Origin of the sequence: Brevibacterium sp. FME17, from assembly GCF_014897515.1 — a bacterium.
GTDB lineage: Bacteria > Actinomycetota > Actinomycetes > Actinomycetales > Brevibacteriaceae > Brevibacterium.
In genome coordinates this window covers 15555-37203 of the sequence record NZ_JABUYD010000004.1, presented here as the reverse complement: position 1 = coordinate 37203, position 21649 = coordinate 15555, and the positions used below count along the sequence as shown (strand labels likewise).

The window sequence follows — 21649 nt, the reverse complement described above, 5'->3', positions numbered from 1 at the left end:
ACGTTATGACTGATGTCAAGACAGTTGACGTTGTCGATGCCGCTGGTGCGAAGACCGGATCCGTTGAGCTGCCTGCCGAGATCTTCGGCGTGCAGACCAATGTGCCGTTGATCCACCAGGTTGTTGTCGCACAGCTGGCAGCAGCCCGTCAGGGTACACACAAGACAAAGACCCGCTCCGAAGTACGCGGTGGCGGTCGCAAGCCCTACCGCCAGAAGGGTACCGGTAACGCTCGTCAGGGCTCGATCCGTGCTCCTCAGTACAACGGTGGTGGAGTCGTGCACGGGCCGGTTCCTCGCGATTACTCGCAGCGGACCCCCAAGAAGATGAAGGCTGCTGCACTGCGCGGCGCCCTCTCTGATCGTGCACGTCTCGATCAGGTCTTCGTTGTGAAGAACCTGATCACCGGCGAAGCACCGTCGACCAAGCAGGCGAAGCTCGCTCTCGCAGGCCTCTCCGATCGCAAGAACACCCTCGTGGTGCTCAACCGTGACGATGAGCTCACCGAGCGCAGCGTTCGCAACCTGCCTCACGTTCACGTGCTCACCTCCGATCAGCTCAACACATACGATGTGCTGATCGCAGATGACATCGTGTTCACCGAGTCAGCGCTGGAGACCTTCCTGGGCGGATACCGCAAATCGGAGGACGCATCATGAGTCTGAACTTCAAGGACCCACGCGACATCATCGTCGCTCCGGTCGTCTCGGAAAAGACCTACAGCCTGATGGACGAAGGAAAGTACACCTTCATCGTCGATCAGGGGTCGAACAAGACTGAGATCAAGAATGCCATTGAATCGATCTTCAATGTGCAGGTTGCCAAGGTCAACACCCTGAATCGCCAGGGTAAGCGCCGCCGCACTCGTACCGGTTGGGGGAAGCGCAAGGACACCAAGCGTGCCATTGTCGCCCTCAAGGACGGTTCGATCGACATCTTCGGTGGATCGCTCTAAGCGATTCTTCGTAGAAGAAGGACAAGACTCATGGGAATCCGTAAGCACAAGCCGACGACCCCGGGCCGTCGTGGCTCATCGGTCGCCGACTTCGTCGAAGTGACCCGGTCTACACCGGAGAAGTCACTTCTGCGCCCGCTGCCTAAGCGCGGTGGCCGTAACAGCCAGGGACGCGTGACCACTCGCCATCAGGGCGGCGGCCACAAGCGTCAGTACCGTGTCATCGACTTCCGCCGCCATGACAAAGATGGCGTACCCGCGAAGGTCGCACACATCGAATATGACCCGAACCGCACTGCGCGGATCGCTCTTCTGCATTATGCAGATGGCGAGAAGCGCTACATCCTCGCCCCGCAGAACCTCAAGCAGGGCACACAGGTTGAAGCTGGTCTGGGCGCAGACATCAAGCCGGGCAACAACCTTGCCCTGCGCAACGTCCCAGTCGGCACCGTTCTGCACGCAGTTGAAATGCGTCCAGGCGGCGGTGCCAAGATCGCTCGCTCTGCCGGTTCGTCCGTGCAGCTCGTAGCGAAGTACGGGCGGTTCGCTCAGCTGCGGATGCCTTCTGGCGAAATCCGCAATGTTGATGCGCGCTGCCGTGCGACGATCGGCGAGGTCGGCAATGCCGAGCAGTCGAACATCAGCTGGGGCAAGGCAGGCCGCATGCGTTGGAAGGGCAAGCGCCCATCCGTCCGTGGTGTCGTCATGAACCCGGTCGACCACCCACACGGTGGTGGCGAGGGCAAGACTTCGGGTGGACGTCACCCAGTCAGCCCGTGGGGTCAGCTAGAAGGCCGCACACGCCGGCCGAACAAAGAGAGCGACAAGTACATCGTGCGCCGTCGCCGGACCGGCAAGAAGCGCTGATTGGAGTACTGACTTATGCCTCGTAGCCTCAAAAAGGGTCCTTTCGTCGATGAACACCTGTACCAGAAGGTGGCTCGTCAGAACGAGAAGAACTCTAAAAACGTAATCAAGACATGGTCTCGTCGCTCGATGATCATCCCGGACTTTCTGGGACACACCATCGCAGTACATGACGGTCGCAAGCATGTTCCAGTCTTCATCACTGAAGCCATGGTCGGACATAAGCTTGGCGAGTTCGCACAGACACGGACGTTCCGTGGCCACGAAAAGGACGATCGCAAGGGTCGCCGCCGCTGACGCGGGGGCACTCTTACGATCCTAGACAAGAGAGAAGGAAGCGATGGAAGCCAAGGCTAAGGCGCGTTACCTGCGCGTCACGCCTCGCAAGGCTCGGCGCGTCATCGACCTCATTCGTGGTCAGCAGGCGACCGAAGCACTTGCAGTGTTGAAGTTTGCAGAACAGTCGGCATCAGATCCGATTTACAAGCTCGTTGCCTCAGGTATCGCCAATGCGCGTACCCGGGCTGACGAGGAGGGCATTGCGTTCGACGAGAACGAACTGGTCATCTCTGAAGCATTTGTGGACGAGGGACCAACCATGAAGCGGTTCCGCCCGCGAGCACAGGGTCGCGCTTTTCGCATCGAGAAGCGCACAAGCCACGTTTCAGTGGTCCTGGCCAGCGGTGACGACCTGCCTCAGCGCAAGAGCCGGAAGGGGAACCGTTAATGGGCCAGAAAATCAATCCGAACGGATTCCGACTCGGAATCACCACGGATCACAAGTCAAAGTGGTTTGCTGACTCGACTAAACCGGGACAGCGCTACAGCGACTACGTGCTCGAAGATGTGAAGATCCGACAGATGATGACCAAGGGCCTTGAGCGCGCTGGCATCTCCAAGGTGAACATCGAACGCACACGTGACCGTGTCCGAGTCGACATCCACACTGCCCGTCCGGGCATTGTCATTGGACGTCGTGGAGCCGAAGCCGATCGCATTCGCGGTCAGCTTGAAAAGCTCACCGGCAAGCAGATTCAGCTCAACATCCTTGAGGTGAAGAACGCTGAGATCGACGCGCAGCTCGTTGCTCAGGGAGTTGCCGAGCAGCTCGCAAGCCGCGTGGCCTTCCGCCGCGCGATGCGCAAGTCGATCCAGAGCGCTCAGCGTGCAGGTGCCAAGGGCATCCGCGTGCAGTGCTCCGGCCGCCTCGGCGGTGCCGAAATGAGCCGTTCCGAGTTCTACCGCGAAGGTCGTGTGCCTCTGCACACCCTGCGTGCGAACATCGATTACGGTTTCCACGAAGCACACACCACCTTTGGTCGCATCGGCGTCAAGGTGTGGATCTACAAGGGCGACATGACCGACAAGGAGCTTGCTGCCGAGCAGGCGAAGGCTCCAGCTGCTCGTGGCCCTCGTGGCCGTGGGCGTGGTCGTGGAGGCCGTGGCCGCGGTCAGGAAGGTGCAGCAGCACCGCGTCGTAACGACGCAGCGCCGAAGACCGAGAACAATGCCGAGGCCCCCGCGGCTGAGGCCGGATCGGAGGGCTGACACATGCTGATCCCTCGTCGGGTTAAATACCGCAAGCAGCACCACCCCAAGCGGGGCGGCGCAGCTAAGGGCGGCACCAAGGTGTCGTTCGGTGACTACGGCATCCAGGCCACAGAGCCTGCCTACATCACCAACCGGCAGATCGAGGCCGCACGTATTGCCATGACGCGCTACATCAAGCGTGGTGGCAAGGTGTGGATCAACATCTACCCAGATCGACCACTGACGAAGAAGCCTGCCGAGACCCGCATGGGTTCCGGTAAGGGTTCGCCGGAGTGGTGGGTCGCCAATGTCAAGCCGGGTCGGGTCATGTTTGAACTCGCCGGTGTGTCCGAGGAAGTTGCACGTGAGGCGCTGCGCCTCGCGATCCACAAGCTTCCGCTGAAGGCCCGTATCGTGGCCCGCGAAGGTGGTGAGTGAGTATGGCAATCGGTTCCAAGAACCTTTCCATGGACGCACTTGACGGTTATGACAACGAGCGTCTGCTCGAGGAGCTCAAGAAGGCTAAGGCCGAGCTGTTCAACCTGCGCTTCCAGTCGGCCACCGGCCAGCTGGAGAGCCACGGTCGGCTCAAGGCCGTGCGTCGCGACATCGCTCGTATCTACACCGTGCTCAACGAGCGGGAATTGGACATTCGTTCGAACCCCGCTGCTGCTAAGGAAGAGGACAAGTGATGGCGGAGACCACCAAGCCCGAGGCAACGCCTGCGGACCGTAACTCCCGCAAGACCGCGCGTGGTTACGTTGTTTCCGACAAGATGGAGAAGACCATCGTCGTTGAGGTGGAGGAGCGCAAGACGCACCGCCTGTACGGCAAGGTTCTTCGCCAGTCGGTGAAGTACAAGGTTCACGATGAGGAGAACGCTGCTGGTGTCGGCGACCTCGTCCTCGTGTCCGAAACGCGGCCGGTTTCGTCCGCGAAGCGTTGGCGGCTCGTCGAAATCATCGAACGCGCCAAGTAAGCTGACGCCACCCCTCCCACCCGGTCCCGCCCACGGTCTCCAGCAGATCGTGGGCGGCTACCGGGAACGGGGTGAAATGTCATTAATCCGTTCCGCAAGGCTCATCCAATCGTGTGAGAACCGGCGCGACGACAGGAGAAAATAGTGATTCAGCAAGAGTCGCGACTCAAGGTCGCCGACAACACTGGTGCCAAGCAGATCCTGGCAATCAGGATTCTGGGTGGTTCCGGTCGGCGTTATGCCTCGATCGGTGACACCATCGTGGCAACCGTCAAAGACGCAATTCCTGGTGGCAACGTGAAGAAGGGTGACGTCGTCAAGGCTGTCATCGTTCGGACCTCCAAGGAACGCCGTCGTCCCGATGGTTCGTACATCAAGTTCGACGAGAATGCAGCAGTCATTCTCAAGACTGATGGCGAACCACGCGGAACCCGTATCTTCGGACCCGTGGGACGCGAATTGCGTGATAAGAAGTTCATGAAGATCGTCTCCCTGGCACCGGAGGTGTTGTGAGCATGGCGAACAAGCTCAAGATCAAGAAGGGCGACCTCGTCCAGGTGATTGCAGGCGCCCGTCAGTCACGGGGTGGCGATCGTGGGAAGCAGGGCAAGGTTCTTGCCGTGTACCCGGAACGCAACCGCGTCCTCGTTGAGGGCATCAACCGCGTGATCAAGCATAAGAAGGCAACGCAGACTCAGGCCGGTGGCACCGCCGGCGGCCGCGAGACTCACGAAGCCCCAATCCACGTGTCCAACGTGGCGCTCGTTGATCCTAAGGACAACAAGCCCACCCGCGTCGGATACCGCGAGGAAACTGTGGAACGCGATGGTCGCAACAAGACCGTTCGTGTCCGCGTCTCGCGTCGCACCGGGGAGGAGATCTGATGACGGAAACAACAACGAGCCGTCCAGCGCCACGCCTCAAGCAGGTTTACCGCGATGACATCGTGGCCAAGCTGCAGGACGAGTTCAACTACGCAAACCCCATGCAGGTTCCCGGTCTGACCAAGGTCGTCGTGAACATGGGTGTGGGTGACGCAGCACGCGATTCGAAGCTGATCGAAGGCGCAATCAACGATTTGACTCTGATCACCGGTCAGAAGCCGATCGTGACTCGGGCGCGGAAGTCCATCGCCCAGTTCAAGTTGCGCGAGGGTCAGCCCATTGGAGCCCACGTCACCATGCGTGGCGCCCGTATGTGGGAATTCGTCGACCGTGTCATCTCACTGGCTCTTCCGCGTATCCGCGACTTCCGCGGCCTCTCGGATCGTCAGTTCGACGGGAACGGTAACTACACCTTCGGTCTCACGGAGCAGTCAATGTTCCACGAGATCGATCAGGACCGGATCGACCGCGTCCGAGGTATGGATATCACAGTTGTGACTACAGCGAACACCGACGACGAGGGACGTGCACTTCTGCGCCACCTCGGGTTCCCGTTCAAGACCAAATAATCGCTACGTTGCAGGTCCAAGCGCGCACTGCGCGGGCGGAAACCGTAACGAGGAAGGGCTAGAGCCCAAATGACAATGACTGATCCAGTCGCAGACATGTTGACACGTCTGCGGAACGCCAACTCGGCTTATCACGAGGACGTCAGCATGCCGTTCTCGAAGCTGAAATCCAACATCGCTGAGATTCTCAAGAGCGAGGGCTACATCACCGGTTGGAGCGTCGAAGACGCTCAGGTCGGTAAGACCCTGCTCATGGACCTCAAGTTCGGTCCTAACCGTGAGCGTTCGATCGCCGGCCTGCGCCGTGTGTCGAAGCCCGGACTGCGCGTTTACGCGAAGTCGACCAACTTGCCTAAGGTCCTCGGTGGACTCGGTATCGCCATCCTGTCGACCTCGTCAGGCCTCCTGACCGATCGTCAGGCCGCCAAGAAGGGTGTGGGTGGGGAAGTCCTCGCCTACGTCTGGTAAGGAAGGAGAGAAGAATATGTCACGTATTGGCAAGAACCCGATCTCCGTCCCGAATGGCGTAGAGGTCAAAATCGATGGCCAGGTTGTCGCCGTCAAGGGACCCAAGGGCGATCTGTCCGTCGCTATCGCAGAGCCGATCACCGCATCGCTCGACGAAGGCGTTGTGACGGTGACCCGTCCGGACGAGGAGCGCGAATCGCGTTCGCTCCACGGACTGTCCCGCACGATGATCAACAACATGATCGTCGGTGTGACCGAGGGCTACTCCAAGGCTCTCGAAATCGTCGGCACCGGTTACCGCGTGCAGGCCAAGGGATCGAACCTCGAGTTCGCTCTGGGCTACAGCCACTCGATCACCGTCGAACCACCCGAGGGAATCTCCTTCACGGTTGACGGACAGACCAAGCTGGCCGTTCACGGCATCGACAAGCAGCTGGTCGGAGAGACCGCTGCCAACATCCGGAAGCTGCGTAAGCCTGAACCTTACAAGGGCAAGGGCGTTCGCTATGTCGGAGAAAATGTCCGTCGCAAGGTCGGAAAGGCTGGTAAGTAGAGATGGCCTTTGGCAAAAAGGAAAACTACGGCAAGGGCAGGGCTGCGGCCCGCAAACGTCGTCACGCTCGTCTGCGCAAGCATGTCAGCGGTACGCCGGAACGTCCTCGCCTGTCAGTGACTCGCTCCACGCGCCACGTCTTTGTCCAGGTCATCGACGACACCGTCGGCAAGACCTTGGCATCGGCCTCCACCATGGAAGCCGACCTGCGTACACACGAGGGTGACAAGACCGGCAAGGCCCACAAGGTCGGCGAGCTGGTAGCCCAGCGCGCTAAGGAAGCCGGTATCGAAGCCGTCGTATTCGACCGTGGCGGCAACGCCTACCACGGCCGTGTGCAGGCAATCGCCGAAGGTGCACGTGAAGGAGGATTGGCCCTATGAGCACTGAAGAGAACAAGGAACAGCAGCCAGCTGCTGAAACCCGTACCGATAGCAACAGTGATCGCTCCTCACGTGGTCGCGGTCAGGGTGGTCAGGGCGGCCAGAATCGTGGACGCGGCGAAGGCCGTGGGCGCGGTGGTCGTGCTGAAGAGAAGAGCCAGTTCATCGAGCACGTCGTCACGATCAACCGCGTGTCGAAGGTCGTCAAGGGTGGACGTCGGTTCTCCTTCACCGCCCTCGTCGTCGTCGGTGACGGAGACGGCATGGTCGGCATGGGCTACGGCAAGGCTAAGGAAGTTCCCGCAGCCATTGCCAAGGGTGTCGAGGAGGCGAAGAAGAACTTCTTCCGCGTCCCACGCATCCAGAAGACCATTCCGCACCCGATCCAGGGTGAAACCGCCGCCGGTGTAGTCATGCTGCGCCCGGCTGCTCCTGGTACTGGTGTTATCGCCGGTGGCCCGGTGCGTGCGGTCCTCGATGCTGCCGGCGTTCAGGACATCCTGTCCAAGTCGCTGGGTTCAGCTAACGCAATCAACATCGTTCGCGCGGCGATCAAGGCTCTCCAGGGCCTCGAACGCCCCGAGCAGGTCGCGGCACGCCGTGGTCTGCCTGTGGACGAGGTCGCTCCTCACGCATTGCTGCGGGCGGCTGCCGAAAGCGGGGCGAAGTCCTGATGGCTAAGCTCAAAGTTACCCAGCGCAAGTCCGACATCGGTGGCAAGCCGAACCAGCGTGCAACGCTGCGTTCGCTTGGACTGAAGCGGATCGACGATGTGGTGGTGTGCGAAGATCGTCCGGAACTCCGGGGAATGATCAACGTCGTGCGTCACCTCGTGACTGTGGAAGAGGTGGATTGATATGTCGAACGATGACTCACTCAAGGTCCACGATCTCCGTCCTGCCCCAGGAGCAAAGACTGCCAAGACCCGTGTCGGTCGTGGTGAAGCTTCGAAGGGCAAGACAGCCGGACGCGGAACCAAGGGCACACACGCCCGCTACCAGGTTCCTCACGGCTTCGAGGGTGGACAGACTCCGATGCACATGCGTCTGCCTAAGCTGCGCGGGTTCAAGAACCCCGCAAAGGTGACGTTCCAGGTTGTCAATCTTGACAAGCTGTCGTCCTTGTTCCCAGAAGGCGGCGATGTCACTGTCGCCGATCTGGTGGCCAAGGGTGCTGTGCGTCCTAAGCAGCCCGTGAAGGTTCTGGGCACCGGTGAGATCACCGTTGCTCTGAACATCACTGCTGACAAGGTCTCGGGTTCAGCACTCGAGAAGATCATGGCAGCAGGCGGCAGCGTCAACGAAGCCTGAGCAGCTCCCGCACAGCGGGGCTGATATCTGAGGCGTCACTCGAAGGGGCGGTCACGCAAGTGACCGCCCCTTCGTCGTGCCCGAATCCTCGGCCGAGTTGCCTGGGTCGAGACACCTCGGTTGCCCGGTCAGACACCGCTGCGTCGGTTTCGAGACAGTCCCAACGACAATCGGCAGTGTCCGGCGTCCACGTGGCCTCTCGGTTTCAGCCTGACGGTCATACCCTGGTAGTCTTTTGCAGGTATTTGTCTCATTCGCGAGGTCGTATCTGCGACCCTGACTTTTTCATCCCCCAATGAGGAGGACGCTTGATCGGCGCAATACGGAGGGCCTTCAGAACGCCCGACCTGAGGAACAAACTCCTCTTCACCCTGGGCATTCTTGTCATCTTCCGGCTTGGCTCATTCATTCCCTCGCCCGGAATCGACTACACCCAGGTTCAGGAGTGCGTGGCGTCCCCCCAGCTGAACGAGGGCGGGTTCGCAATGATCAACCTGTTCAGCGGTGGCGCACTGCTGCAGCTGTCGATCTTCGCTCTGGGCATCATGCCCTACATCACCGCCAGCATCATCGTTCAGCTTCTGCGCGTGGTCATTCCGCGCTTCGAGTCACTCCACAAAGAGGGAGCCTCGGGCCAGGCGAAACTGACTCAGTACACGCGCTACCTGACCATCGGGCTGGCCGTGCTCAACGCAACGACCCTCGTGGCCACTGTGCGTACGGGCGCTCTCTTCGGGGGCATCGAAGGCTGCGACAACCTCATCACCAATGACACCTGGTGGGGCATCACCGTCCTTGTCATCACTCTGGTAGCAGGCACCGGCCTCATCATGTGGCTGGGCGAGCAGATCACCGAACACGGAGTCGGCAACGGTATGTCGCTGCTCATCTTCACCTCGGTGGCCTCGGCTTTCCCATCATCGCTGGGTGCAATCCTGCGCGAACAGGGCGTCGACATCTTCCTCATCGTCATCGCCGTCGGTCTGGTGCTCGTGGCGCTCGTCGTCTTCGTCGAGCAGTCACAGCGACGTATTCCGGTGCAGTACGCCAAGCGCATGGTTGGTCGACGGATGTTCGGCGGCACCTCGACCTACATTCCGATCAAGGTCAACATGGCTGGTGTGATCCCCGTGATCTTCGCATCATCGGTTCTCTACCTGCCCAGCCTGATCTCGCAGTTCTTCGCCCCAGAGAGCAAGTGGGTGGAATGGATCAACACCTACTTCACACGTGGTGACCACCCGATCTACATCGCCACCTATGCAATGCTGACGATCTTCTTCGCATACTTCTACGTCGCGATCACCTTCAACCCGGAGGAAGTCGCTGACAACATGAAGAAGTATGGTGGCTTCGTCCCCGGCATCCGTGCCGGACGCCCTACCGCCGATTACCTGAGCTTCGTGCTCAGCCGCATCAACTTCCCGGGCTCGCTCTACCTGGCTTTCATCGCACTGATTCCGCTGATTGCACTGGTCCTCATCAACGCGAACCAGAACTTCCCGTTCGGCGGCACCTCGCTGCTGATCGTGGTGGGAGTCGGTCTCGAAACCGTCAAGCAGATCGACGCACAGATGCAGCAGCGCCATTACGAAGGTCTGCTGCGCTGACCGACCCCGACCGCGGACATCCATTGGAAGGACACACCTTATGAGTTCACGTATCATCCTGATCGGCCCACCCGGTGCCGGCAAAGGCACTCAAGCCGCTCGACTGTCAGAGGCGCTGAACATTCCGGCGATATCGACCGGTGACATCTTCCGTGCGAACGTGAAGGGCGAGACCGAACTCGGCAAACTCGCAAAGCGCTACATGGACGCCGGCGAATACGTCCCCGACGAAGTGACGAACTCGATGGTCGCAGATCGTCTGGCCCAGGACGACGCCGCCAAGGGCTTCCTCCTCGATGGCTACCCGCGCACCAGCGCACAGGTGGACGAGCTTGACAGGATCCTCGCGGTCGAGGGCCACGAGATCGAACAGGTCGTCGAGCTCACCGCTGACATCGACGAGGTCGTCGCCCGCCTCCTGGCACGTGCACAGACCGAAGGCCGCAGCGATGACAGTGAAGATGTCATCCGTCATCGCCTCGACGTCTATGCAGAGCAGACCCAGCCTCTGACAGACATCTACCGCGAACGCGGCCTGCTGCGCCAGGTCGACGGACTCGGCGAAGTCTCGGATATCACTGACCGAATCCTCGACTCCATTCGATGATCTTTGGTCCCCGGATCGAGCTTAAGTCTCCCGAACAGCTGGTGACGATGTGTCGCGCAGGACTGCTCACGAGCGCAGTCTTGCAGGCGGCCCGTGAAGCAGCCGTCCCGGGTGCCACCACCGCCGATGTGAATGCTGCGGCCGAGTCCGTCATCACCGAGGCGGGGGCTCTGTCCAACTTCAAGGGCTACCAGGGATTCCCCGCTGTCGTGTGCATCTCGGTGAACGAAGAGATCGTGCACGGGATACCCGGTGAGAGAGTCCTTGAATCCGGGGATCTCGTGTCGATTGACGGCGGCGCAATTGTCGATGGCTTCCACGGTGATTCGGCGTTCACCATGATCGTCGGCGGTGACGCCGCCGGCTCAGAGGCAGACATCGCGCTGTCTCAAGCGACAGAGAAGGCCATGTGGGTCGGCATCGCGGCCTTCGCCGCCGGAAACAAGGTCAGCGACATCGGTGACGCGATCGACGATCATGTCTCCCGAGAAGCCGCGGAACTGGGACTCGTGGAGGAATTCACCGGTCATGGCATCGGCACTGCCATGCATATGCCGCCCGAGGTGCTGAACTATCGAGCCCGGTCGAAGGGGCCGAAGATCAAGTCGGGAATGTGCCTCGCGATCGAACCTATGCTCACCGCGGGCAGCAGCGAGACCATCACCTTGGACGACGACTGGACTGTCGTGACTGATGATGGCTCGCGTGCGAGCCATTGGGAGCACAGCGTCGCCAAGCATGATGGGGGAGTCTGGGTACTCACTGCTGAAGATGGGGGAGTGGCCGGACTGGCACCCTTCGGAATCACACCGGTGCCTCCTGCAGGTGCCTGAGCCGACTCAGTCATTCATGGCTGAGGCGTTTGCTGCCTCCGCCTGAGCTCGATGGTCGTGAGGATGTGCATGACGACGAACAGCGCCGACGCTGACATCAGACTCAACGCGAACATCCACGCTGCAGTGACGTGAATGTCGAAGCCTGCGATCATGAAGGATGCGAAGGTGATGATAGCCGTGATCGATCCGGTCAGGACCGCAGAGGTCCTGGCCTTTTGAAATACCCGTAGACTCGTTTCGTATGCCTCGTCGTCCATGACGCTGCTCCCTTGAACTTGTGACCGTCGTTATCGACTTTCGTCAGGATCCTTGTGTTTTCACGTTAGGATCTGCTCTTGGCGGGTGTCCACGATCACACGAAACGTTCGGCAGCTGTGCCCGATCGCTATCGTCTGATCCTCATCGCCTTCGATGTCATCTCGGCGTTCGGGTGTCTCCAAGCGCAGGGTCTGCCCGGCCCCGTCATCGTCGGAGTCTTGGCCGAACACGGCTATTCGTCCTCGAACGTGCGCAATCAGCTGGTGGGGATGGTCCACCGGGACATTCTGAGCAGCGAAAGGCTGGGACGAGTCTCGTTCTGCCTCTTGAGCCCGCGTATCCTCTCAGGTCTCATGGGCATTGCGGGAGATCGGGACGCGCCCAGCTTCGAAGGTCATTTTCATGCCGCGCTGTATTCGATTCCCGAGTCGGCACGGATGCTGCGCGATCGGCTCCGATATGTCGCCAGGATGCTCGGTTACCGACAGCTGCGCCCCGGAGTTCTGCTGTCCTTCGCCGACCTCTCCCACGAACTGTCCGGGCAGCTGTCTGGAATGCTCGAGCCAGGGTGGTGTGAATACGCGACGATCGAACCCGAGGCCATCGCCACAGCCCGACGAATGACTTCGCGAGCTAGACCGCGTCGCTTGAGCTGCCACCGCTGGAGAGCGCATTGGCTGCTTTGAGCGTCAACGGCAGTCAGCCAGGTGGTGGACAACCCGAGATGTCGCTGGTGAAGTTCTTCGACATCTATTTTCAAGTTGGGCGTGCGGTCATGACGTACCCGATTCTTCCAGCCGAACTGGTGGGCCCCGAACAGCCGGCACTGCGTTTCCGCACTCTTATGGACCGATGCAACCTGGAGCACTACCTGCGGTTCGACCAGCAGATACTGGAATGTGCCGGCCCCAATCCGTCCTTCGGCCTCATCGAATGGCTCCCGAGCAGCTGAGCTCTGCCTCCCCGGAGTGAGACTGTCACTTTACACTGCGGAGGCGATGCGTTCGATTGCTTCGGTCAGGAGAGGTCGGGGGAGTGCGAAGTTGAGGCGGATGTGACCTGCACCGACCTCACCGCAGAGGCGGCCCTCGGTGATCGCGACGTGAGCTTCGGTGTTGAAATGTTCGGCCAGTTCGGATTTGAGGCCGTACCCGCGCAGGTCCAACCACGCCAGGTATGTTCCTTCAGGCGCAAGGTACGTGGCGTTGGGCAGGTGGGTGGCGATGAGATCTGTCAGGAGCTCACGGTTGCCCTTGAGATAGGCGGTGATCTCGTCCAACCACTCACCCGACTGGGTGTATGCCGCGGTGGTGGCGAGGATGCCGGGGTTCGACGCGGCGCCAGAGACGAAATTGCCCTTCTGCGCCCAGATCGCGCGATCATCGGCACTGCTGAGAATGAGCTGTGCGCACTTGAGCCCTGGGATGTTGAACGCCTTGGAGGCCGCGGTAGCGGTGGCCGTATGCGATGCCGTCGTCTCATTCAGGCTCGCATAGGGAATGTGACGGGCCGGTTCGAAGACTAACGGGGCGTGGATCTCATCGGAGAACACGCGTGCATCATTGCGCTCAACCACCTCGGCGAGTTCCAGGAGCTCGCTCTCCGTGTACACCTTGCCGATGGGGTTATGGGGATTGCACAGGACCAGGGTGGAGCCAGGCACCAGCGCGGCGTCGACCGCGGCGAGGTCGACCGACCAGCCGGTCTCCGATCGGATCATCGGCACCTGGATGAGCTCTCGTCCCGTGACCTTGGCGACATCGAAGAAGGGCATGTAAGCGGGGGTCGGAAGGACGAGCGGAGTACCGGCAGGAGTCAGGTGGGTGAGGATGCCCAGGAAACTCGCGATGACATCACTGGCCAGGTCGACGTGCTCGTCCGGGAACTGCCATCCGTACTGTTCGGCGCAGAACGCGGAGGTGGCCGACTTGAGGTCGGAGACGATGGCTTGCGGCGCATAGCCGAAGAGATCTCGCTCATCGACATCACGCAATGCCTCGCGCACGCCGGGAGCGACACCGAAGTCCATCTCTGCGATGAATGCGCCGAGGCTGCCCGGGAAGGTCGACCACTTCCGGCCGCCCTTGGCGATGAGTGATTCTTCTGTGATGGAATCCAGGTCCTGCACGTGATGCTCCTTTGCTGGCCATTGCGAACTTGCGGGGTATTGGGTGACTGTCGCATTTCACGCTAGCAGGGGAGGCCCTGAGTGCGTGCTGCGTTCCGACATGCACGGTCACGGACTACAGTGGAACCGGCGATGCGAGCCGGATCCGATGATTGAGACCGTTGAGAGGCAGAGGTTGCGATGGGTGGACACCCGCAGTCGATCTTCCGCCGGAATCAGTGGGCGCTGAGCCTGGCCCAACTGTTCTCCGGCATCGGCATCGTCACCGGATTCGCCGTCGGTGGGATCCTCGCGGAGCGTCTGACCGGCCGCACGGAACTCGCGGGATTCGCGCAGACGGCGTCCATCCTCGGCGCCGGGCTCCTCGCGCTTCCACTTGCAAAACTGGCCGAGGCCAGAAGTCGTCGGCTGGCACTGGCCAGCGCCTACGCGATCGCCCTCTGCGGGGCCATTCTCATCGTGGCCGCGATCCTGTTCGGCATCGACCTCGCCTTCTTCATCGGCATGGGCTGCTTCGGGGCCGCGACAGCAGCAGGGCTGCAAGGACGTTATGCGGCCACGGATGCGGCTCCCGACCACCTCAAGGGCTCCGCGATGTCCGTGGTCGTCTGGGCCACCACGATCGGCTCTGTCATCGGACCCAACCTGTCAGGACCCGGTGCCGACCTCGGCCGAGCCCTGAGCCTCGATCCGCTGTCAGGGCCATTCGTCATCGCGATCGCCGGCTTCGCACTTGCCCTCCTCAGCGTCTTGTTCCTGCGCCGAGTCACACCCGCCACGCGAGATGCGACCTCGCCCTCCCCTCGCCGAGGTGGCACCTGGCAGGCCATCAGACGTTCCCCGAGCGCGCTCATGGGGCTGCTGTCCGTGGTCACGGGGCACATGATCATGGTGGCAACAATGGTGATGACACCACTTCACATGGACCACCATGGGCTCGGCCTCGAACTGATCGGCATCACGATCGGCGGCCATATCCTCGGCATGTACGGACTCTCCCCGGTCTTCGGCTACCTCACCGACAGGTACTCCGCCGGTCGGGTGATTCTCCTCGGCCACGGACTGTTCGCCGTGTCCTTGGTCCTCGGGTGCATCGATGCTCTCGGTGAGTCATCGTTCACCAGGCTTTCAGTGGCGCTGTTCCTCTTGGGCTTGGGCTGGAGCGCATGCCTCATCGCCGGGTCAACACTTCTGACCAAAGAGATCGATCCCGCGCATCGTATGTCGGTGCAGGGACTCTCCGACGCAGGAATGAACTTCGGGGCCGCCGCGTTGGCGGCACTGTCCGGGCCGCTGCTGGCCTTCGGCGGATTCGCATCGATCACCCTGATGGGCTTCGTCGTGCTCGCGATCGCCGTCATCGCGAGCATCCGGGCCGGGTACGGAACTCGACACGTGACCTGACCTTGGGACCACCTCAGCGAGGGAGAGAACGATTGTAAGGGACTTCACCCCCGTAAGCCAGCACCGTGTGGAAGAATCTTCGGCCATAGTGTAGGGTTGTTGATTGGTCTGTTCTCACTCAACTCACCCTTTTTCTGTTGTGGGCGGCATTTGCCATCCGCAACTTTTCATGTGGTGAGGTGAGCCGCAGACCATGGGGTCGTCGGGGTAAATCGACGATACACGATTACGTCGAACGCGAAGTTTTCGCGGGAATACGAGGTTAGCGAACGATATGGCCAAAAAAGAAGGGGTCATTGAGATCGAAGGCGCCGTTGTCGAAGCCCTCCCGAACGCATCGTTCCGGGTCGAGCTGAGCAATGGGCACAGGGTGCTTGCGCATATCTCAGGAAAAATGCGACAGCACTACATTCGAATTCTCCCTGAGGACCGGGTCATCGTGGAGCTGTCTCCATACGATCTTTCGCGTGGGCGAATCGTTTACCGCTACAAGTAAGGATCTTCGATCATTCGTACCCGCCCCTGCGCAGGGGTAAGGGTCGGAAGAAGGAAAAACCATGAAGGTTAAGCCAAGCGTCAAGAAGATCTGCGAGAATTGCCAGATTACCCGCCGTCACGGCCGGGTCATCGTCATCTGCTCCAACCCGCGCCACAAACAGCGCCAGGGTTGAGCAGCTCTTCGAGCAGACAGAGGCACCCGCAAGGGGCTTCAGCAGCACCACACCCGCGCAGACCTCGCCATCTGCATTGCCGTTAGAGCAGTGACAGGACGATACCTTCGGTCGGGGGCCGAGGACCTTGGGAAACCAAGGACAGGTCTGCATCAGCACCTCCGGAACTACAACAGGAGATAGTACCTATGGCACGACTTGCCGGAGTCGACATCCCGCGTGAAAAGCGCGTGGAAGTCGCCTTGACTTACATCTACGGTGTGGGCCGCACCCGTGCGCGCCAGACCCTGACGGAAACGGGAATCAGCCCTGACACCCGTGTGAAGGACTTGAGCGATACCGAGCTCGTCCAGCTGCGTGACTTTATCGAGGGCACATTCCAGGTTGAGGGTGACCTCCGACGTGAGGTTGCTGCCGACATTCGCCGCAAGGTGGAAATCGGAAGCTATGAAGGCCTGCGTCACCGCCGCGGTCTGCCGGTTCGCGGACAGCGGACCAAGACGAATGCGCGTACCCGCAAGGGACCGAAGCGCACCGTGGCCGGTAAGAAGAAGTAACATACTCACCCGGTTGACCAGCATCAGCCACCTCGATCAGGAGTAAAACACATGCCTCCCAAGTCACGCGCCGCTACAGTGCGCAAGCCTCGCCGCAAGCTCAAAAAGAATATTGTTGCTGGCCAGGCACACATCAAATCAACGTTCAACAACACCATCGTGTCGATCACTGATCCGACCGGTGCTGTCATCTCCTGGGCATCCTCAGGAGAGGTCGGCTTCAAGGGTTCGCGCAAGTCGACCCCTTACGCCGCACAGATGGCTGCGGAATCCGCTGCTCGTCGTGCGCAGGAGCACGGCCTGAAGAAGGTCGACGTCTTCGTCAAGGGACCAGGTTCGGGACGCGAAACCGCGATCCGTTCGCTGCAGGCCGCCGGTCTGGAACTGGGCACCATTCAGGATGTCACTCCAGTTCCGTTCAACGGCTGCCGTCAGACCAAGCGCCGCCGCGGCTGATCCTTCCGTGTCTCTGCCACCGATGACGGGCTATGTCCCGGCATCAGTTGCAGAACGAATTCCACGATAAACCGAACCGTTCTTCATGGCTACGGCCATGACGTGCAGTGCGAACGTCATATAGCGGATGTTCGCTGAAAGGAAGCCCACGTGCTCATTGCACAGCGCCCAACGCTCACGGAAGAAGTCGTCTCCGAGAATCGCTCACGGTTCGCCATCGAACCACTTGAGCCAGGATTCGGCTACACCCTCGGCAACTCGCTTCGTCGTACCCTGCTGTCGTCGATTCCAGGTGCCGCCGTCACATCAATCCGGATCGACGGTGTGCTCCACGAGTTCAGCACCGTTCCAGGAGTCAAGGAGGATGTCACTGAATTCATCCTCAACCTGAAGTCCCTGGTCGTGTCCTCGGAATTCGACGAACCGGTCGTTGCCTACCTGCGCAAGCAGGGCCCAGGCACCGTGACTGCCGCCGATGTCTCTGCTCCTGCCGGAGTTGAGATCCATAACCCGGATCTGCATATCGCCACATTGAATGGTGAAGGCCGTCTGGATATGGAGCTGACCATCGAACGTGGACGCGGTTACGTATCGAGCGCTCAGAACAAGAACGCGGATGCAGAGATCGGTCGGGTCCCCGTTGACTCGATCTACTCGCCGGTTCTCAAGGTCACCTACAAGGTCGAGGCTACTCGTGTTGAGCAGCGCACCGACTTTGATCGCCTGGTGCTCGACATCGAGACCAAGCCGTCGATGACCCCACGCGATGCGATCGCATCTGCGGGTAAGACACTGGTCGAGCTATTCGGCCTGGCTCGGGAACTCAACGTCGAAGCTGAAGGCATTGAGATCGGACCATCGCCGGTTGACGCAGCGCTGGCTGCCGATCTGGCCCTGGCCATCGAAGATCTCGATCTGACCGTGCGCTCCTACAACTGCCTCAAGCGCGAAGGTATCCACACGGTCGGCGAACTCGTTGCTCGCAGCGAAGCCGATCTCATGGATATCCGCAACTTTGGTTCGAAATCGATCGACGAAGTGAAGGCCAAGCTCAACGAGCTCGGCCTGAGCCTCAAGGACAGTCCCGCCGGGTTCGAAGCCGGTCTCGTTGATGAGGACCAGTCCTACGTCGAAGACGAACAGTACTGATTAAGACCTAGGAGTAAGACACTATGCCAACCCCAACCAAGGGTCCTCGTCTCGGAGGCTCCCCAACACACGAGCGCATGATGCTCAACAACATGGCTGCCGCCCTGTTCGAGCACAAGAAGATCACCACGACCGTAACCAAGGCCAAGCGCCTGCGTCCGGTGGCGGAGCGCATGATCACTCACGCCAAGAAAGGCGACCTTGCCGCCCGTCGTCGCGTGCTCGGAAAGATCGGCGACAAGTCAATCGTTCACGAGCTCTTCACCTCGATCGCCGAAACCATGGCCGAGCGTCCCGGTGGATACACACGTATCACCAAGATCGGTCCTCGTCCCGGTGACAACGCGCCGATGGCCGTCATCGAACTCGTTCTCGAGCCCTACTCGCCCAAGCAGGCAACTGTGAAGGAAGCCGAGCAGGCCACCGAGACCGCAGCGTCGAAGAAGAAGACCGAAGAGGTCGTCGAAGAGGCTCCTGCAGAGTCCACAGAGGGGGCAGCCGACTCGGCCGCAACCGACGAGGTCGCTGATGAAGTAACTGACGAAGGTGCTGAAGAGACCAAGTAAGGACTCTTTTACGCAGTATCTCAGGCGGGCACCCGACGGGTGCCCGCCTGAAGTGTATTCACACCGCTGTGTTTATGAGCCGAGACGTGTGCGCTGCTGCGCCGGGTCCGCGGCAGACGTACATTCACTCCCTACCAGTCGCAGGGGTACGCACTGGCACACGGGCGAGAAACACTCGGCGGCTATTCCTCCCTGTGTTGCAGGAGGAATAGCCGCTGAGTGTAGGACGTAGTGACGGAATTGCTGAGTGCGGCCCCGCTGGGCGGCCGTGTGGCCGTCAGTCGAGCCGCTGGGCCGTCACTGGATGCGCGAGAACTCTACCGACTCGTCGAATTCGCGGTCTGTGTCCGCGTTGGGCTTGTACGTGAACTTGCTGACCACGATAGCGACAATCAAGTTCACGGCGAATCCGGGGATGATCTCGTAGAGCGAATCGGTGACCGGGGTGCTGACCTGTCCCCAGACGAATGCCACGACTGCACCGGAGATGAGTCCGAAGAGAGCGCCCCAGTTGGTGAGCTTCTTCCAGAACAGGGTCAGCAGCACGATCGGCCCGAAGGAAGCACCGAAGCCGGCCCATGCGAAGGCCACCAGATCGAGGATGTTGTTCGACGGCGAGATCGCCAACAGCACGGCGATGATGGCGATGACCAGGATGCCGAGGCGCCCCAGCAGAACATAGGTCTTGTCCTGCAGCGTGCGCTTCGATCCGGTGCGCAGAGCAACGATCTTGTAGAGATCTTCGATGAGTGCCGAGGATGTGACGACGAGCTGCGAGGAGATCGTTGACATGATTGCGGCGAGCACCGCAGCCAGGACCAGTCCCGCAATGAACGGATGGAACAGGATCTGAGCGAGATCCAGGAAGACTGTCTCGGAGTCGGCCGGCTCCATGTTGGCGTGTTCGGAAAAGTACGAGATGCCCACAATCGCCGTCGCGACGGCACCGAGGGCGGAGATGCCCATCCAGCCGACACCGATTCGCCGAGCAACTTTGGCATCGGAGGGCGTCCGCAACGCCATGAACCGCACGATGATGTGCGGCTGTCCAAAGTAGCCCAAGCCCCACGCGAGTGCGGAGATGACAGCCAGGTAAGTACCACCGGCCCAGAATGGTCCACTGCCGAAGACATTGAGCAAGCTGGGGTCGATCTCCTTGACGTTGGAGATCACGGTTGCCGGACCGCCGGCATTGAACACGGCGACGACCGGGACGGCTACGAGTGCCGCGAACATGAGCAGTCCCTGGGCGACGTCGGTGAGGGTGGCACCGAGGAACCCGCCGAACAAGGTGTAGACCATGGTGATGGCAGCGACGATGAGCATTCCGGCTAGATAGTTCAGTCCGAAGCTTGACTCGAAGAACTTGCCGGCAGCGACCATTCCGGACGAGACGTAGAAGGTGAAGAACACCAAGATGATGACACCGCAGACGATGCGCAGCAGACGCGTATTGTCCTTGAGACGCTGCTCGAAGAAGCTGGGAATCGTGATCGAGTCACCGGCCTTCTCGGTGAAGGCACGCAGACGAGGTGCCACGAGCTTCCAGTTCACCCAGGCCCCAACGGTCAGGCCCACTGCCATCCAGGCTTCTACCAGTCCACCTATGTAGATGGCACCGGGCAGGCCCATGAGGAGCCAACCCGACATGTCCGAGGCTCCTGCACTCAGGGCGGCCACGCTGGGACGCAGCCCGCGGCCTGCCAGCATGTAGTCGTCGAGGTTGTTCTTGGTTTTGCGGTATGCGAACCAGCCGATGGCGAGCATTCCCACAAAGTAAAGGACGATGGCAATTGTGCGGAAAGTGGTTTCCGTCATTATTAGATCTCTCCTTTTGTAAACCGGGGAGACCCTACAACAGATTGCGCAAAATGTGTGAATTGCCTAAGAGAACACTACAAGCACATTCATGGACGCCGAGGCGCTGCGATCAGTTGAAGACGACCGTGCGGTGACCGTCCATGAGGACCCGCCCTTCCGCATGCCAGGCCACGGCCCGTGCGAGCACGGCTGCTTCGACATCCTGTCCGCGCTGGACGAAGTCGGCGATGTTGCGGTTGTGGTCGACCCGAGCCACGTCCTGCTCGATGATCGGGCCCTCGTCGAGATCGGGGGTGACGTAGTGGGCGGTGGCGCCGATGATCTTCACCCCGCGAGCATGCGCCTGGTGGTAGGGCTTGGCACCCTTGAAACTGGGCAGGAACGAATGGTGGATGTTGATGACACGGCCCTCAAGCCGTGCGCACAGATCGGGGGAGAGGATCTGCATGTACCGCGCGAGGACGATGAGTTCGACGTCGAGCTCAGCAACAAGGTCGCTCAACCTCGTTTCGGCTGCGTCCTTGGTCTCTGAAGTGATCGGAATATGGTGGAAGTCGTGACCGTGGAATTCCGCCAGCGACCGCAGAGAGTCATGGTTGCCGGCCACCCCCACGATGTCGATGGGCAGCTGTCCCGAGCTCTGCTGGAACAGCAGAGTGTTGAGGCAGTGTGCGGCCTTGGACACGAGAACGAGGGTTCTCGTCTTCTTCTCCACGGGCTGGAGGCTCAGCGTCATATCGAAACGTTGGGCTGCCTCGGCGAGGGCAGACTCCAGGGTTTCGGCATCGGAATCCGTGGTCGTGACGAACTGGACTCGCAGGAAGAACTGCAGCGAATCGGGGGAGGAGAACTGCTGGGATTCGGTGATGTTCGCACCGAGTGATGCGAGGACCCCTGTCACGGCGTGGACGATTCCGGTTGCGTCCGGGCAGGTGACTCGCAGGATCCATTCTCTACTCATGGCCTCGATTCTAATGGTCGAACCCGGTGCGCACTGATACCGGCCCAGGATCCGTATGTCGAGAGGCCCGACGGCGTGAACTGGTTCGCTGTTAGCATTGTTTTCGGGTACTCGCGGAGCCGATCGC

General features: G+C 60.5%; 34 protein-coding genes. 30 read left to right on the top strand and 4 right to left on the bottom strand.

Features of this window, described 5'->3' with window-relative positions:
* The first annotated feature begins 5 nt into the window (after positions 1 to 5).
* The 21 genes from rplD (at position 6) to map (ending at position 11548) form a co-directional block, all read left to right on the top strand.
* Entirely contained in the window at positions 6 to 659 is a 654-nt protein-coding gene (rplD, locus tag INT40_RS05400; protein ID WP_101574498.1) for a 50S ribosomal protein L4, read from the top strand.
* Positions 656 to 955, top strand: a complete 300-nt coding sequence (gene rplW, locus INT40_RS05395) for a 50S ribosomal protein L23 (RefSeq protein ID WP_009883567.1) — start codon at positions 656 to 658, stop codon at positions 953 to 955. The genes rplD and rplW overlap by 4 nt, the downstream gene beginning before the upstream one ends.
* A gap of 30 nt (positions 956 to 985) precedes the next feature.
* Complete coding sequence (gene rplB, locus INT40_RS05390; protein ID WP_101574499.1) at positions 986 to 1822, top strand: 50S ribosomal protein L2; 837 nt, start codon at positions 986 to 988, stop codon at positions 1820 to 1822.
* Positions 1823 to 1837: 15 nt separating this feature from the next.
* The gene (gene rpsS, locus INT40_RS05385; protein ID WP_009883565.1) at positions 1838 to 2119 is read left to right on the top strand and encodes a 30S ribosomal protein S19; all 282 of its coding nucleotides are present in this window, start codon (positions 1838 to 1840) and stop codon (positions 2117 to 2119) included.
* A gap of 43 nt (positions 2120 to 2162) precedes the next feature.
* The gene (gene rplV, locus INT40_RS05380) at positions 2163 to 2549 is read left to right on the top strand and encodes a 50S ribosomal protein L22 (RefSeq protein WP_009883564.1); all 387 of its coding nucleotides are present in this window, start codon (positions 2163 to 2165) and stop codon (positions 2547 to 2549) included.
* Positions 2549 to 3370, top strand: a complete 822-nt coding sequence (rpsC, locus tag INT40_RS05375; RefSeq protein WP_101574500.1) for a 30S ribosomal protein S3 — start codon at positions 2549 to 2551, stop codon at positions 3368 to 3370. Before rplV ends, rpsC begins: the two co-directional genes overlap by 1 nt.
* A 3-nt stretch (positions 3371 to 3373) precedes the next feature.
* Positions 3374 to 3790, top strand: coding sequence for a 50S ribosomal protein L16 (rplP, locus tag INT40_RS05370; protein WP_009883562.1), 417 nt, complete (start codon positions 3374 to 3376; stop codon positions 3788 to 3790).
* Between the two features lie 2 nt (positions 3791 to 3792).
* The gene (gene rpmC / locus INT40_RS05365; protein WP_319021947.1) at positions 3793 to 4044 is read left to right on the top strand and encodes a 50S ribosomal protein L29; all 252 of its coding nucleotides are present in this window, start codon (positions 3793 to 3795) and stop codon (positions 4042 to 4044) included.
* Complete coding sequence (rpsQ, locus tag INT40_RS05360; RefSeq protein WP_101574502.1) at positions 4044 to 4331, top strand: 30S ribosomal protein S17; 288 nt, start codon at positions 4044 to 4046, stop codon at positions 4329 to 4331. Before rpmC ends, rpsQ begins: the two co-directional genes overlap by 1 nt.
* A gap of 144 nt (positions 4332 to 4475) precedes the next feature.
* Positions 4476 to 4844 carry a 50S ribosomal protein L14 gene (gene rplN / locus INT40_RS05355; protein ID WP_193095707.1) on the top strand — a complete coding sequence of 123 codons (369 nt, stop codon included), beginning with the start codon at positions 4476 to 4478 and terminating at the stop codon, positions 4842 to 4844.
* Between the two features lie 2 nt (positions 4845 to 4846).
* The gene (gene rplX, locus INT40_RS05350) at positions 4847 to 5215 is read left to right on the top strand and encodes a 50S ribosomal protein L24 (RefSeq protein WP_009883558.1); all 369 of its coding nucleotides are present in this window, start codon (positions 4847 to 4849) and stop codon (positions 5213 to 5215) included.
* Positions 5215 to 5784: a 50S ribosomal protein L5 gene (rplE, locus tag INT40_RS05345; RefSeq protein ID WP_096161012.1), complete on the top strand. Its 570-nt coding sequence runs from the start codon at positions 5215 to 5217 to the stop codon at positions 5782 to 5784. Before rplX ends, rplE begins: the two co-directional genes overlap by 1 nt.
* Before the next feature lie 69 nt (positions 5785 to 5853).
* Entirely contained in the window at positions 5854 to 6252 is a 399-nt protein-coding gene (gene rpsH / locus INT40_RS05340) for a 30S ribosomal protein S8 (RefSeq protein WP_009883556.1), read from the top strand.
* Between the two features lie 16 nt (positions 6253 to 6268).
* Positions 6269 to 6805 carry a 50S ribosomal protein L6 gene (gene rplF / locus INT40_RS05335; protein ID WP_101574503.1) on the top strand — a complete coding sequence of 179 codons (537 nt, stop codon included), beginning with the start codon at positions 6269 to 6271 and terminating at the stop codon, positions 6803 to 6805.
* A 2-nt stretch (positions 6806 to 6807) separates the two neighbouring features.
* A complete protein-coding gene (gene rplR, locus INT40_RS05330) occupies positions 6808 to 7188 on the top strand; it encodes a 50S ribosomal protein L18 (protein ID WP_101574504.1) in 381 nt (126 codons plus the stop codon).
* Positions 7185 to 7862 carry a 30S ribosomal protein S5 gene (rpsE, locus tag INT40_RS05325; protein WP_101574505.1) on the top strand — a complete coding sequence of 226 codons (678 nt, stop codon included), beginning with the start codon at positions 7185 to 7187 and terminating at the stop codon, positions 7860 to 7862. Before rplR ends, rpsE begins: the two co-directional genes overlap by 4 nt.
* Positions 7862 to 8044, top strand: a complete 183-nt coding sequence (rpmD, locus tag INT40_RS05320; RefSeq protein WP_101574506.1) for a 50S ribosomal protein L30 — start codon at positions 7862 to 7864, stop codon at positions 8042 to 8044. Before rpsE ends, rpmD begins: the two co-directional genes overlap by 1 nt.
* A gap of 1 nt (position 8045) precedes the next feature.
* Positions 8046 to 8498 (top strand): 50S ribosomal protein L15, encoded by a 453-nt coding sequence (gene rplO, locus INT40_RS05315; protein ID WP_101574507.1) that lies wholly within the window; start codon positions 8046 to 8048, stop codon positions 8496 to 8498.
* Positions 8499 to 8806: 308 nt separating this feature from the next.
* The gene (gene secY / locus INT40_RS05310; protein WP_193095706.1) at positions 8807 to 10108 is read left to right on the top strand and encodes a preprotein translocase subunit SecY; all 1302 of its coding nucleotides are present in this window, start codon (positions 8807 to 8809) and stop codon (positions 10106 to 10108) included.
* 40 nt (positions 10109 to 10148) lie between these two features.
* Complete coding sequence (locus INT40_RS05305; RefSeq protein WP_101574509.1) at positions 10149 to 10715, top strand: adenylate kinase; 567 nt, start codon at positions 10149 to 10151, stop codon at positions 10713 to 10715.
* Complete coding sequence (gene map, locus INT40_RS05300) at positions 10712 to 11548, top strand: type I methionyl aminopeptidase (RefSeq protein WP_193095705.1); 837 nt, start codon at positions 10712 to 10714, stop codon at positions 11546 to 11548. The genes INT40_RS05305 and map overlap by 4 nt, the downstream gene beginning before the upstream one ends.
* Before the next feature lie 14 nt (positions 11549 to 11562).
* Here map and INT40_RS05295 read toward each other — a convergent pair whose 3' ends face one another.
* Positions 11563 to 11808, bottom strand: coding sequence for a hypothetical protein (locus INT40_RS05295; RefSeq protein WP_193095704.1), 246 nt, complete (start codon positions 11806 to 11808; stop codon positions 11563 to 11565).
* A gap of 78 nt (positions 11809 to 11886) precedes the next feature.
* Here INT40_RS05295 and INT40_RS05290 point away from each other — a divergent pair, with 78 nt between their 5' ends.
* Both INT40_RS05290 and INT40_RS20545 read left to right on the top strand, forming a co-directional pair.
* Complete coding sequence (locus tag INT40_RS05290) at positions 11887 to 12495, top strand: hypothetical protein (RefSeq protein ID WP_226830854.1); 609 nt, start codon at positions 11887 to 11889, stop codon at positions 12493 to 12495.
* On the top strand, positions 12483 to 12761 hold the full coding sequence (locus INT40_RS20545; protein WP_226830853.1) for a hypothetical protein: 279 nt from the start codon (positions 12483 to 12485) through the stop codon (positions 12759 to 12761). The genes INT40_RS05290 and INT40_RS20545 overlap by 13 nt, the downstream gene beginning before the upstream one ends.
* Before the next feature lie 30 nt (positions 12762 to 12791).
* Here INT40_RS20545 and INT40_RS05285 read toward each other — a convergent pair whose 3' ends face one another.
* Complete coding sequence (locus INT40_RS05285) at positions 12792 to 13937, bottom strand: MalY/PatB family protein (RefSeq protein WP_193095703.1); 1146 nt, start codon at positions 13935 to 13937, stop codon at positions 12792 to 12794.
* A gap of 180 nt (positions 13938 to 14117) precedes the next feature.
* On the opposite strand from INT40_RS05285, the gene INT40_RS05280 reads away from it, so the two are divergent.
* The 7 genes from INT40_RS05280 to rplQ all read left to right on the top strand — a co-directional run bounded on the left by INT40_RS05280 (position 14118) and on the right by rplQ (position 18740).
* On the top strand, positions 14118 to 15341 hold the full coding sequence (locus tag INT40_RS05280; RefSeq protein WP_193095702.1) for an MFS transporter: 1224 nt from the start codon (positions 14118 to 14120) through the stop codon (positions 15339 to 15341).
* Between the two features lie 274 nt (positions 15342 to 15615).
* Positions 15616 to 15837, top strand: coding sequence for a translation initiation factor IF-1 (infA, locus tag INT40_RS05275; RefSeq protein WP_101574514.1), 222 nt, complete (start codon positions 15616 to 15618; stop codon positions 15835 to 15837).
* A gap of 61 nt (positions 15838 to 15898) precedes the next feature.
* Positions 15899 to 16012, top strand: coding sequence for a 50S ribosomal protein L36 (gene rpmJ / locus INT40_RS05270; protein WP_009884960.1), 114 nt, complete (start codon positions 15899 to 15901; stop codon positions 16010 to 16012).
* 188 nt (positions 16013 to 16200) lie between these two features.
* Positions 16201 to 16569: a 30S ribosomal protein S13 gene (rpsM, locus tag INT40_RS05265; protein WP_101574515.1), complete on the top strand. Its 369-nt coding sequence runs from the start codon at positions 16201 to 16203 to the stop codon at positions 16567 to 16569.
* 51 nt (positions 16570 to 16620) lie between these two features.
* Positions 16621 to 17025: a 30S ribosomal protein S11 gene (rpsK, locus tag INT40_RS05260; RefSeq protein ID WP_101574516.1), complete on the top strand. Its 405-nt coding sequence runs from the start codon at positions 16621 to 16623 to the stop codon at positions 17023 to 17025.
* Between the two features lie 150 nt (positions 17026 to 17175).
* Positions 17176 to 18174, top strand: coding sequence for a DNA-directed RNA polymerase subunit alpha (locus tag INT40_RS05255; RefSeq protein WP_009884957.1), 999 nt, complete (start codon positions 17176 to 17178; stop codon positions 18172 to 18174).
* Between the two features lie 23 nt (positions 18175 to 18197).
* Positions 18198 to 18740 (top strand): 50S ribosomal protein L17, encoded by a 543-nt coding sequence (gene rplQ, locus INT40_RS05250; RefSeq protein WP_193095701.1) that lies wholly within the window; start codon positions 18198 to 18200, stop codon positions 18738 to 18740.
* A gap of 297 nt (positions 18741 to 19037) precedes the next feature.
* Here the strand turns inward: rplQ and putP are convergent, their stop codons facing one another.
* Both putP and purU read right to left on the bottom strand, forming a co-directional pair.
* A complete protein-coding gene (gene putP, locus INT40_RS05245; RefSeq protein ID WP_193095700.1) occupies positions 19038 to 20558 on the bottom strand; it encodes a sodium/proline symporter PutP in 1521 nt (506 codons plus the stop codon).
* 112 nt (positions 20559 to 20670) lie between these two features.
* Positions 20671 to 21522, bottom strand: coding sequence for a formyltetrahydrofolate deformylase (purU, locus tag INT40_RS05240; protein ID WP_193095699.1), 852 nt, complete (start codon positions 21520 to 21522; stop codon positions 20671 to 20673).
* Between the last annotated feature and the right edge of the window lie 127 nt (positions 21523 to 21649).